This window comes from Methylomonas stagni (genome assembly GCF_050154735.1).
In the GTDB taxonomy this organism is placed as follows: domain Bacteria; phylum Pseudomonadota; class Gammaproteobacteria; order Methylococcales; family Methylomonadaceae; genus Methylomonas; species Methylomonas koyamae_A.
In genome coordinates this window covers 23,800-35,942 of the sequence record NZ_CP189557.1, presented here as the reverse complement: position 1 = coordinate 35,942, position 12,143 = coordinate 23,800, and the positions used below count along the sequence as shown (strand labels likewise).

Sequence of the window (12,143 nt, the reverse complement as noted above, 5' to 3'; positions counted from 1 at the left end):
TGGGAAACGCTACAGTGTGGCGGCCAGCGCCGGATAGAGCTGAAACAGCGTGAACAGACAAGCACCGCACACCAGCAAGGCCAGCAGGCTAAGCTTGGCGAGTCGCCGCCACAGTCCGTTGGAAACCTTGCCGGCCAGCAACACGCCGGTACTGAACACCCCGCCCATGACCGCGGCGGGCAGCCCCCAAATGCCGAGGTAAGCGGGCAAGGCCAGCAATAACACCGCTTGCACGCCGCTGCCCGACAATTCGCACAACAACGGCGTGCGGGTATCGGCGCCAGCGTAAAAATAGCGGGCCAGCAAGGCGTTCCAACTGCCGAACACGATCGACAGCGCAAACAAGGCCAGCAATAACGGCAACGGCCCTTGACTCAAGCCGGCCGGCAATAATTTCGTTACCAATAACGGCGAGATCAACATCAGTCCGGCCACCGGCAACAAGGTCAGCCGGGTGCAAATCGACAAGCCTCGCTGCATCAGACGTAAACGGCTCTGCTCACCTTCGCCGCTCATTTTGCCGAGCAGCACTTGGTTCAAACCCATTAACGCAATCAGCGGAATATTGACCAGTTTACGTGCCAGATTGACCAGCGTCACCGAACCTTCGCCCAGTAACGACGCGGTCAGTCGCTCTAACAACGCCAAACCTTGGCTGGCGCCGCTACTGAGCAACAACGGCCAAAGCTGGCGCCAAACCTGAGTAAACTCGCCTTTCGCGCCTGCCAACCAAGGCCGCCAGCCGAATCCCCAGGCGGAGGGAAACAATACCAGCGCCATCAGCGCACTGCCGACCAGAAAACTCTGCGCCAACCAAATTTCATCGGCCTGTTTACCGGCCCACCCCAAGTACACCACCGGCGGCAAATTGAACAACAGAGAACCCAAGCCCGACAGTAGAAAACGGCCGGCGGCTTGCAGCGGCACCGTCAACACCGCCTGCGTCAGAAAACCGGGAATCGTGAAAGCTAGCCAGATCAAAACCTCGACGCCGCGTTCGCGGTCGGCCGCCGCCAAACCGGGACCGATCCAGCCGATCAGTAGCGGAGCGGCCGCCGCGATCGCCAATGCCAGACCAAGACCGGCCGCTAGCCAATGGGCGATTTGACCGCTCAACCAAAGCGGCTGAATCTGGGTATCCGCGCGTTGCCACAGCGGTAACATCGCCGCCGACAATAGGCCGCCGGCAAGCATGACCCGAATCGCCTCCGGTAAAAACATCGCCACCAGAAAGGCGTCGGTCTTGGCGCCCGCCCCCCAATCGGCGATCAACAGCCATTCCCGGCCAAACCCGGCGACCAGGCCGGCCAGCGTCGCCAGCGTCAATAACAGTGTGGAACCCAGCATTTAGTAGAACAGGCAGAACAGCCCCCTGCCGCCGACTTTATAGGTGAGATCGTGAGGCCGTTCGCCCATCGGTTTGGCCCCCATACCGCCGACGATCTTATACGGTGCGATTTCCTTGCTGACCACGGTGTTAGCGGTCACGACCGCGCCCTTGCCGATCTTGGCACCGTGCCCAACCAAAGCTCCGGTAGCGATCCAGACGTAGTCTTCGATGTAAATCGGCGCCGATACCGACCAAAATTCCGGTGCTTCCAAATCGTGGGTGCCGGCAATGATCTTGGCGTGCGAAGCCACCGCAACGTGATTACCAATGATCAAACCGGCGCGGGCATCGATCTGGCAATGCCAAGCAATGCAGGTATCGTCGCCGATCACCAAGTTTTCGACGCCGATAATTTCGGTATTCCGCCAAATCGACGATCCCTTACCGATCTTGGCGCCCCCCAGCCTCAGCCAAGCGATGCGTAGATGGTGACTGGGAATCTTGTTGATCAAAATGTTGTACCACTGCTCCCAGGCCCGCAGCCAACGGTCCTTTAACGTCGGCCAATTGATGCCGTAGGCCGGCACGAAGGTGGTCGGAATTTCATCGCGCAATAAGGCGTAAAACCGCCGCGCCAGCGGTTGCTCGATCCGCATTTCAATGTTAACCGAGCAAATCGACACCCGCGGACGGTCAGCGTCGCCTTCCTCGAAAGCAACGTCGTTAGCCAACATCCACTCATAGGCCACGAGTAACTCGCCGGCGTCGACCGCCAGTTTTTCGGCGTAGTCCACCAGACGATCGCGAACGGCGTTGGAATGGTAAATGCGGTGTTTCATTGCGTATCTCTCCTGTTTTGCCCGGTAAATAACAAAGGATCGCCCTCAATCGCCAAACGCCGCGCCGAATGCAGGCCGAGTGCCATAATCATCCAGAACAACGCGACTAAAACCATCGTAAAACTGTAATAGTGATCGAACAGACCGGTCAGCAAGGCCGACAGCAAGCCCGCGCTGCTGCCGATCCAAACCGCCCGTTCGCGGTTCAACAGATTCAGCCAACCACGCGGTTTGATCTCGCGCCACCAGGCCACCGTCACCGCGACAAACAGCAACATGCCGGGAATGCCGGTTTTATAAATAAAGTTGAGCCACAGATTGGAAATGCCGAGCAAGCCGGTATTCGGCGGCGGCGGATCGGTTTTGAAGCCGATGCCCAAGGGATAGCGGGCCATCGCATCCGGAAAACGCCGGTACTCGTCCATCCGAATTTCGGTGCTGGCGTTGGTGGACGAAAAGGTGGTCGACAAACGCTCTTGCAGCGGCGGATAAAACAACACTAAGCCCACGACCAATACCGTCGCGGTACCGATAATTCGCCCGGCGCCCGGCACTCGCAGCCAAGTCAGCCACAACAAGACTAGCGCCAGACTGACAATGGCGCCACGGGACATGCTGAACAACAAACCGGCCGCACCCATCAGCGCCACCGTCCAACCCAGCAGGCTACGCCAACCGTTTTGAAAACGGGCATAGAAATAGGCCAACGGCAAAAATAACACCAGTACCCCACCGGTCAGATTCGGATGCACCCAAGGCGAAGCCATCCGACTGAAATTGGCCGAGAAAATATCCTTGACCGCCTCGGGATGTGCGTATTTGAGTTTTTCCAACACCGGAATGAAAGTATTGGCGTTGCGATCCTTCAAAAAATAAAAAATCGACAGCGTCAGCATCGCCAAAGTCCCCAGCAGCAAGGCAAGGAGTAGTTTGTCGCGCTTGCGATCGTCGTCGATCAAAATAGGCACCAACAACAACGTCGAAACGTTCATCAGCCAACGTATCCAGTTGACCAGTCCGCTACCCTCGGCCTGGATGGTCAGTTGCCCGACCGCGAACGGAATCGTCGTAAATAGCATCAGCCAAATCAGCTGCCGCTCGGTGCTGCCGACTACCCAGCGGCAGCGGCGTATCGTCAATTGCCAGAAAACGCCGAGCCAAGTCAGTGCCAGCAAGGCTTCGGACACCGTGATCCGTATTCCCAACTGAACCGTCGTATAAGGAATCAAGGTGGCGAAGAACGCAAACAGCAACAGGCCCAGCAGCGGACGACGCATGACGGCAATCGTCATCGCCAGCGCCACCAACGCCAAAACGGCTTTCGCCGGATCCAACAGCGTCAGCAAGCCACCAAACAGCAAGCCCAACGCGACGGCCAGGAATTTGCCCTGTACGGCCATCAGTGGTTGGCGTTGATCAGGTCGTCAACCAAGGCCCAAACCCGCCGGGTGTATTCGGGCATGGCGTAGCGGGCCGCCCATTGCCTCGCGCTATCGGTGTCGCGAGGCGCGTCGCCGGCCAAACCCCGCATCATAATTTGCAGGGCCTCGCCGTCCAACGGCGAAAACCTCGGCGCGGACGGCGGCGCCACTTCATCCAGCGCGGAACCGGTCGCGACAGCCACCAGCGTGCCATGGCCCAATGCTTCGACGACCGGCAAGCCGAAACCCTCCGCCAGCGACGGCTGCCAAAGGCGATCGGCATGCGCATAAAGCGCCCCCAATTGGCTATCGCTCAAACCGCTTATCACCATCAAACCAGGCAAATTGCGCTGGTCGGCCGGTATATCCTGGGGATGACCGACCAACACCAATTCCGGGATTACCGCATCGCTACTCCTGGCCAGCCGCCAATTTTCGATGAACCAAGGGATGTTTTTTCGCGGCTCGCGCGTCCCAACCACCAGCCAATACCGATCGGGCACACCATCCGGCAGGGCATCGGCGGCATTCGCCGATGCCGGCACGGCATTCGGCAATACGGAAATACGCCGCGCCTGTTTGGGAAACAATCTCGCAACTTCGCCGGCGGTAAAAGCTGAAGGCGACCAGATTACATCGGCCAGTCGCACTGAATGAGCAATCCCTACACGGTCTATCCACCGGTAAACCAGCGCTCTAACGCGGCTCGCATGATAGTTTTGCATCGTCAATTGAAACACGTCGTGCAACAGTAACGCGTAGCGGGTCCCTGCCACGCGTTTGACCGGCAAGCCGGTGTTCGCGGTCGCGACATACAAATCTAAACACTGAGCTTCGACAGCTTTCGGTAAGAATGCCCATTCGAACTTGAGGCGCTCTCGCGGCCGGTGCAAACCTTCGGCTGGGCTAGGCTCATCGGGACACAGCAACCGTTGCCGCAACGGGTGGTCGGCCGGAGCCGGACTAAAGCGGAAGACTTCGGCTCCGCCGTCGATCAAGGCTTGCTCCAAGGCCAACACCTGTCTGGCGATACCGGAATACGGAGCCGCCACCACCGGACGATAATCAATTCCTACGCGCATCGGTCATTTTCCGGTAAACGGATTCCAATTGATCAGCGGCAACTCGCCAGTCATGATGATTAGCGGCATAAAGCCGCCCTGCCTTCCCCATGTCGCCGGCCCGATCCGGATCGCGCAAACTGTCGATCAAGGCTGTCGCGAGACCGTCGGCATCGTCGCCCCGCGCATACTCCACATCGGCTTGCAAGCTCAATCCGGACACGCCCTGGCTGGTACTGACCAACGGCAAACCCGCCGCCAGCGCCTCCAGCACCTTGAGTTTGGACCCGCCGCCTTCGCGCAACGCGGCCAGAAACACCGCCGAGCGCCCTTGCTCCAAGGTCAAATCGTTAACGAAACCGCACCATTCCACGCGAGGGTCAGGCCATTGTCCGGCCCATTTCTCGGGCATCGCGTAACCGCAGACCGCGAGCTTCGCCTCCGGCATCCGCGCCCAAACCTTGGGCATGATGTCGTTTAGACACCATTCCACCGCATCGCGGTTAGGCGGATACTCGAAATTGCCGACAAATAAGATACGCTGGCTAGTCAAATCCGGGACGACGCCAGCGAACCCCCGAGTATCGACACCGTTAATCACCACGTCCACGTCGCGCCCGGCAATTCTACCCAACTCGGCGGCATCACTCTCGGTGACCGCGATCAAACGGGCCGGCGACTTCAATGCCGACTTCTCCCAACGCCGGTAGCGCCATTGATCGTAAACCACGAAAGGCCAAATCCATTTGGGCAAATGCTGATAGGTTGCCGCACCGAGCGAGGACTCGACGTTGTGCTCGGTCAATACGAAATCTTGCCGACGATCCCGCAAGGAGTGCAAATAGGGTTGCAGTGCGTAACTGTGTTCAATCTGGACGACATCCCAAGGCTCTTTCAGCAATTGCGAGAACTGATGCTCCAATGCCGGTGCCAGTCCGTTAACGCTGGTTAGCAACGGATAAGGAGCGAATGCGGCGGCCGCCAGCGAGTAGGGATGCTTCAACGGTCGCCTGGGCAACACGATCAATCTTTCGACGACCGATTCCAACTGCTCCCGAGCCGATTCCGACAAGGTCTCCTTGCTTTGCACCAACAAGGTAATCCGATGGCCGCGCTCACTCAGGCTACGCAGTAAATGGTACTGGCGCACCTTCCCGCCGCTGGTGGTCGGCCACGGCAGATACGGTAAGGTCCACAATATTTTCAGTGCTGGCATCGTTGAGTTTGCTGAGGCGATCATGGACTAAAGGTCGCAGCGGTTAGCGCCACTCCAAAATTTGTAACTGCTGGGTTACCGGCACGGACACTTTGCCGCCATTCACGGTTAATGCTTTGGAGGTCTGCTTGAGCGGTTGATGCAAGGTCGCCGACTGGATATTCGCCAACTCCATCGTGCCGGCATTCTTCGCCCAAAACATCAACAACTGCGTGCCGTCCGGCTTCATCCAACTGACGCTGAACGTTGCCAAGTCCTTGGGCAAACTGCTGACTTTCGGCATGGTCCCCGGATTAAGACGCGGTCCGGTAATGGCCAGAAATTTGGCTAATGCGGTATAGGCCGGCTTGGGATTGCCGTTCAGGTCCAGTAGACCATAATAGCGATCCCGGTAACTGGCCCGCTCGTCCAGGTCGGACAGCGCAAACAAAAATACTCGATCGAAATCGACGGCGCTGATCAACGCCAAACGCCGCAATAGATAGTCGGCTTGGCCATCCACGCCGATCAAGTCCTGCTCTTCCTTAGGACCGTCATAGCTTGACCATCCCCATTCGGTGGCCCAAATCCCAAGCGGGCTGGTAGCGCGTAAACGGGCATTCAGGGTTTTGGTGCGGACGACAAAATCCGCAACGCTCGGATCGTCCCCTTCCGGGGACAAACTGTAGGGGTGATAAGCGACTATCGATCCTCGCCACGGCGAACCGATCTTCTGAGCCAACTCTTCCAACATCAAACCGCTGCGCAACGGCATTTGACTGTAATACGCCATGCCGGCCATCACCACCGTCTTGTCCGCAGCGCCGCCGCGCAGAGCCTGGTAAGATGCGTTGAACAATTTGCCGTAGTCGTCCGGACTGGCCAAGGGTTGCCAAAACGCCGGCAAATTCGGCTCGTTCCAGACTTGCCAGGCATTGACTACAGGATACCGTTTGGCCAGGGTCACCATTCGGTCCGCAAAGACATTGACATCCTTGGGCGGATACTGATCGGACTGCCCGAACGGTAAAATAGAGCTACTGGCGAACGGTGCCGAACCAACCAGATAAACAACCGATTTAACCTGCTGTTGTTGCAACGCATCGGCAACGCCGTCCAAGGGTTCCCACACAAATTTTTTCTCTTCCGGCTCCAGGCGATCCCAATGTACATCGATCCTGACCCATTCCAGCCCGAGCGCCTTCAGTTGACTCAACTGTTGGCTGTATTGCGCCTCATTGAACCATAGCAGGTGGGCATTAACACCCAGGAAATCCTTCCAGACTAATGGCTTGGGCGGAATCAAATACAGGTCCGCGGCCCTTGGCTGGTTAAACGCCATTCCCGCAAACAAGAAGACCAAGCCGATTAAACGCCAAAATTTGCTAATCATGACTTTTCCCCGAAACTGATTTAAACATCGCGCTGAAGGCAGACGCGATCCGCGGCCAAGCCCGAGCTTGGCCCATTGCCGTCGCCGAGCGGCTCCACGCGCCAATCGTTTCCGGCTGATCCAATAATTTGACCAATTCGGTCGCCAACGCCACACTGTCGCCTTGCGGAAACACGGCACCGTTGCCATGGGAAACTTCTTCGACGAATGCGCGGGCATCGGAGCTGATCACCCCCCGACCGCAAGCGTTGGCCCAGGACAAAGCGCCGCTGGTGCCCAACATGCGCCCCAAAAAGGCGAGTTTTTTCGACTCCTTATAAGGCAGCACCAACACATGATGCGCCTGGATGATATGGGGAATCTCGGCAGCCGGCACATCCAACTGCCAATGAACATGGCTTTCCGCCAAGCCCGCTTCCGTCAATTGGCGTTGCAGCCCGGCAATGTAGGAATTATCGTCGCCGAATGCGATGTCTGGCGCGGTTCCGCCGGCCAAGGTCAAACTCAATTTCCGCTGGGCTTCCGGTCGTTGCCGAAACAGTAAGGCAATCGCATCGATCAAGTCCTCGATCCCTTTGCCTTTATAAATAAAACCGAAATACAACAGCTTTAACGGCCCGTCCGGTGGCGTTATCGGTAGAGCTTGCTCGTCGATCGTAAAGTTGCCGTGCGCTATCGTCGTCACCGCGCCGCTGGCGAGCTTCATCCGCTGCTCCAAACAACGAGCTCCAGTTTCGGTCAAGGTGACAATTCCCGACAAACACCGCGCCAAGCGCCGCTCCCTCGCTAACGTCAACGGATCGGCTAGCAATACCAAGGCTTGATAAACGGCGCGCGGTAGTCGGGCCGCCATCGCCAACGGCCCCGGCAAACTGGCGGGCTTCCAGATTAAGCGCTCGGGATCGTGCACGGTGGCGGTTAACGCCACCGTCGGAGCATGCGCGGCTAGCCATTCCAATGCCAGAAACTCTCGTATCCGTCCTCCGCCCAACTCAGCATGCACCACGTCATAAACCGCCCAATCGATTGTCGCCATGTAACGGGCCACGCTTTCCGGCGTACCTGCGATAGCCACCCCGGAAAAAGGCACGTCGACAGTGACGCCCTGCCCTTCAAGCGCATTTTTGAACGCGGCCGCGTAATCGGCAATGCCGGTTTGCTCGGGAGGCAATGGCGAAATCAGAGCTATGCGCATCAGATTGCTCGCTTCAAATTTTCGAACCGAGCCAATAAGCTGGCCGGAACCTCATAACTGCGACGATTGACGATGACGCCGTCCACCTTTTGGAACGCGGTTCTCAGGATCGACAACGCATTTTCGATGACGGGCACCGTTGATTGGCCGGCTTGAACGACCAGCAGAATCAAATTGGCATTCCTAAGCATCAGAAATGCCGCTCTGTTGCTGGACAGGGCCGATGCTTCAATCAACACGACTTCGCCGGGTTTCGCGACATCCGATTCGTTTACAGCGATTCGGGCGCCGATTTTGCGGTCAGCCAATACCTGCAGAAACGCATGGGCGATAAAACTGACGCCTTCGCCATGCCTAGCCGAGGCTATGCCTATCGTCAATCCTTCGTTCGCAAGTCTGTCCCTGGGTAGCAAACTATAAAAGCGGTAAATGGCGGCGTCGAAAATCGCGGTTTGGCTATCTTCCGCCCGCTGATCCGGTATCGAGCACCAAGTCGGTACGCCGAACGCGGTTTCGATCGAACTGCCGTCATGGATGCGCTGGTCGAGCAGATAGCTTAGATAAATCGCCAGAAAACCAACCGCGATACCGGCCGGAAACGCCGCCAGCAGTATCGTCAAACTTTTGGGAAACACTCTGGCCGGACTAAACGTAGCCTCCTCAATGACCGCTATGTTGCTGATCCGGCTTTTATCCAATTCTCGGTCGATTCGGGCTTTTTCCAGACTGCTTAAATACAAGGCATGGCTCTTTTCGGCCTCTGCCAAGGTGCGTTCCAATCGGGAAATTTCCGGTTCCATGGTCAAGATGCGTTGGTAGTCGCCTTTCAGTTCGGCCAGTTCATTGTCGTATGCGGCAATCCGCGCGGCAAGCTCGTGGACCCGCGTACTGCTTTGCAAGGAATTCCGTTGCAATGTCGTAAACAACTCGTTGGGCGCTCGATTTTCCATATTCTGGATCGAATGGTTTTCCAAATCGATTTGAGCCTTCAGCGAATCGATGGCCGCATCCAGATCGTTGATTTGCGGAGCGTCAGACTTATAAACTTTCAGCGCCTCTACCCGATCGACCTGCATTTGATTCAGTTTGATCAACAAATCCTGACGAACCGGGTTCAAACTCAATTCCCGCAGAGTGGTGACTTCCTTAGGCAAGCCCATCGCCAATTGATTGGCGCTGGTTACGCCTTTTTGCAGGCCGGATTGTTCCGCGATGGCTTCAGACCGTTCGGCATTCAACTTGTTTAAGCGGTTACTAATGGCTTCCAACTTTTCCTTGGAGCTGATACCGTCGATGCTCATCAGCAATGTCGCCAACGTATTTTTATCTTCGGCGATCTGTCTTGCCAATTTCCGGCTCTCGGATTCGTAAAATTCGTAAAGACTCTTGTCCCCGAGCGCTCGCGCGCGCTCTTCTTGATAAAACTCAATCCACTTGGAAACCACCTGCTGGGCTATGTAAGGGTCGTCCCAGGTAAAACCCACTTCCATCACGTTCGAACCGGCGGCGTGAGTGACCTCGAAGGCTTTCTCCAATTTTCCGACCAATCGATCGACTGGCGTTTGGTCTTCGGACAAACCCACCGAGACCAAGCCACTTCGCAGTTTGTCCAATACCCAACCGGCGGCTTCCTTCATATGATGCTTGAGGGTTTTCCAGAATCCCTGTGGCGCTTGACCTTCCATCTGGGTCAAATAATATTCCGCGACCTTACGTATGATGGGGCGGCCGGTCAGCATTTTTTCTTCGTCGACCACCGGATCGCGCTGCGTGCTGGGCGCCACCAAGGTTTGCCGGTCTCCAAACTCGATCGGTAAAATACTGGTTTCACGGCCCGGCTTGACCAATAACCGCGCTTCGGACTCGAATCGGGACGGCAATAAAAACGCGCCGAGAACGGCCACGCTAACCGTAACGACGACAGCCAGCCGAAATTCGTTGTAAAAAATGAAAAATAGCCGTGCGATGTCTCTAAATGAGCGGATCTCAATCATGGCGTCAGAAATTAATTTCCATTGGAATTGTTAACGGCGTTTGTCGTGTTGTTGTTGGCCGGCGTCCAACTGTAGCTGGCGCCCAACCCGATGGATTTGGTGAAGGGCAGTAACTGATTCATGTACAAATCCACGACTTCGATGGCATTGCCCAACGCGGATTTGGGCACGAACACAATGTCGCCGCGTTTTAACATCAACGGACGACGCTGGGCCTGAATTTCCAAAAGCTGACCGAAATCGGTAAAGTACGCTTTGTATCGATTCGTTGCGTCGAGCCGCAACAATGCGACGTGACTAGCATCGGCCGTAGAAAGTAGTCCGCCGGCACCGACAATGGCTTGGTCGAGGCTGGTTGGCGTCGTAATGTCGATCGATACCGGATTCTGCACCGCCCCACCGACTTGTACCCGGTTTCCCGGCGCGCTCATGATGTTCACGGTAACCTTGGGATAACGATAAATTTTGGCAAGCCTGCTGGAAATATCGTCGGCAATTTGTTCCGGAGTACGGCCAACGGCTACTATGGTACCGGCGTCCAGATAGGAAAATCCACCGTCCGGGCGGACTTGGAAGCGGGTATTTTCTTCAGGCTCGACCCTTGGCGCAATGTCCCGGACGATTTGCAACACGTCTCCGGCCATGACGTGGGTTTCCGATTCGGGTAAATCTCTGATATCAGCCACTTGCAATTCCATGGCATCCGAAGCTATTTCTTCGGGCAGTGGTATTTGGCTGGGTGAACTACAAGCAGTCAAACCCATACCGCTTAGGCAAAGCGCAAGGAGTAAGGTTTTCGGAAATAGTGGGATCAACAACTGCTCGAATGCCTTCTCGCCCACACAGATCGAAGTCCGCCGCCTCGATCCGCCAATGCCGGCTAAGGTCGGTCGGCTGGCGTCCAACCAGGCGATTTGGATGGAACGGTATCGGTTTCCGTGAATTGTGCTCATTTTAAAATTCGCGGCCTATTGGATGTAGCCGTAACTGAAGTAACTCAGCCCGAGGCCGACGGACTTGCTAAACGGAATCAATTGTCTGAAATACAAATCCACCACTTCTATCGCGTTGCCCAAATCGGATTTCGGTGCGAACACGACGTCGCCGCGCTGCAACAATAAACGCCGTTGCCTGGAGGGGTCGTCCAGCAACCGAGCGTAGTCAATAAAGTAAACTTGGTAAAGATTGTCCTCGCCTATCCTGAGCAATGCGACGTGTTCACCATCCGCCGCCGCTTGCAATCCGCCGGCGTCCAGTATTGCTTGTTCCAAACTCGTGGGCGCGCTGACGTCAATATTGGTGGGTTTGGCGACGGCCCCACCGACAAACACCCGATTGCCCGACCCGTTAGCAATGTTGACCGCCACCAATGGATAACGATAAATTCCGCTTAGTTTTTCGGTAATTTCGTTGGCAACCTGCTCGGGGGTTCGGCCCACCGCTTGGACTAAACCCACATTCGGGTAAGCAAACTTACCGTCCGGACGCACGAGGAACATCGTTGGTTCGCTTTTTGAAATCGGCGTTGGAGACTGCCTGAGGACACGTAGGGTGTCCCCGCTTACGATCCTGGTAACCGGAACCGGCAATTCACTAAGATCGATCCTTCGCAAATCCCGTTCCGCCATTGCTTCCTCATCAGGTAAACCGACTTTAGCAGGCGAACCGCAAGCAACCAATCCCAGAGTTAGAAGATATGCAAGAACCGGAAAATG

The 12,143-nt window shown here is 56.3% G+C and carries 10 protein-coding genes; all 10 read right to left on the bottom strand.

Annotation, left to right across the window (positions count from 1 at the left end):
* Positions 1-9: 9 nt before the first annotated feature.
* Positions 10-1,347, bottom strand: coding sequence for a lipid II flippase MurJ (locus ACP4CD_RS00175; protein WP_426992855.1), 1,338 nt, complete (start codon positions 1,345-1,347; stop codon positions 10-12).
* Positions 1,348-2,169: an acyltransferase gene (locus ACP4CD_RS00170; protein ID WP_426992854.1), complete on the bottom strand. Its 822-nt coding sequence runs from the start codon at positions 2,167-2,169 to the stop codon at positions 1,348-1,350. It lies immediately after the preceding gene.
* A complete protein-coding gene (locus tag ACP4CD_RS00165; protein WP_426992853.1) occupies positions 2,166-3,569 on the bottom strand; it encodes an O-antigen ligase family protein in 1,404 nt (467 codons plus the stop codon). Before ACP4CD_RS00165 ends, ACP4CD_RS00170 begins: the two co-directional genes overlap by 4 nt.
* Complete coding sequence (locus tag ACP4CD_RS00160) at positions 3,569-4,672, bottom strand: glycosyltransferase family 4 protein (RefSeq protein WP_426992852.1); 1,104 nt, start codon at positions 4,670-4,672, stop codon at positions 3,569-3,571. Before ACP4CD_RS00160 ends, ACP4CD_RS00165 begins: the two co-directional genes overlap by 1 nt.
* Positions 4,656-5,867: a glycosyltransferase family 4 protein gene (locus ACP4CD_RS00155; protein ID WP_217631728.1), complete on the bottom strand. Its 1,212-nt coding sequence runs from the start codon at positions 5,865-5,867 to the stop codon at positions 4,656-4,658. The genes ACP4CD_RS00160 and ACP4CD_RS00155 overlap by 17 nt, the downstream gene beginning before the upstream one ends.
* A gap of 43 nt (positions 5,868-5,910) precedes the next feature.
* Positions 5,911-7,239 carry a cellulase family glycosylhydrolase gene (locus ACP4CD_RS00150; RefSeq protein ID WP_281020982.1) on the bottom strand — a complete coding sequence of 443 codons (1,329 nt, stop codon included), beginning with the start codon at positions 7,237-7,239 and terminating at the stop codon, positions 5,911-5,913.
* Complete coding sequence (locus tag ACP4CD_RS00145; RefSeq protein WP_426992850.1) at positions 7,232-8,434, bottom strand: glycosyltransferase; 1,203 nt, start codon at positions 8,432-8,434, stop codon at positions 7,232-7,234. Before ACP4CD_RS00145 ends, ACP4CD_RS00150 begins: the two co-directional genes overlap by 8 nt.
* Positions 8,434-10,428 carry a GumC family protein gene (locus tag ACP4CD_RS00140; protein ID WP_426992849.1) on the bottom strand — a complete coding sequence of 665 codons (1,995 nt, stop codon included), beginning with the start codon at positions 10,426-10,428 and terminating at the stop codon, positions 8,434-8,436. The genes ACP4CD_RS00145 and ACP4CD_RS00140 overlap by 1 nt, the downstream gene beginning before the upstream one ends.
* An 11-nt stretch (positions 10,429-10,439) precedes the next feature.
* On the bottom strand, positions 10,440-11,114 hold the full coding sequence (locus ACP4CD_RS00135; RefSeq protein WP_426992848.1) for a polysaccharide biosynthesis/export family protein: 675 nt from the start codon (positions 11,112-11,114) through the stop codon (positions 10,440-10,442).
* A gap of 282 nt (positions 11,115-11,396) precedes the next feature.
* Positions 11,397-12,056 (bottom strand): polysaccharide biosynthesis/export family protein, encoded by a 660-nt coding sequence (locus ACP4CD_RS00130; RefSeq protein WP_313730262.1) that lies wholly within the window; start codon positions 12,054-12,056, stop codon positions 11,397-11,399.
* Positions 12,057-12,143 lie beyond the last annotated feature (87 nt).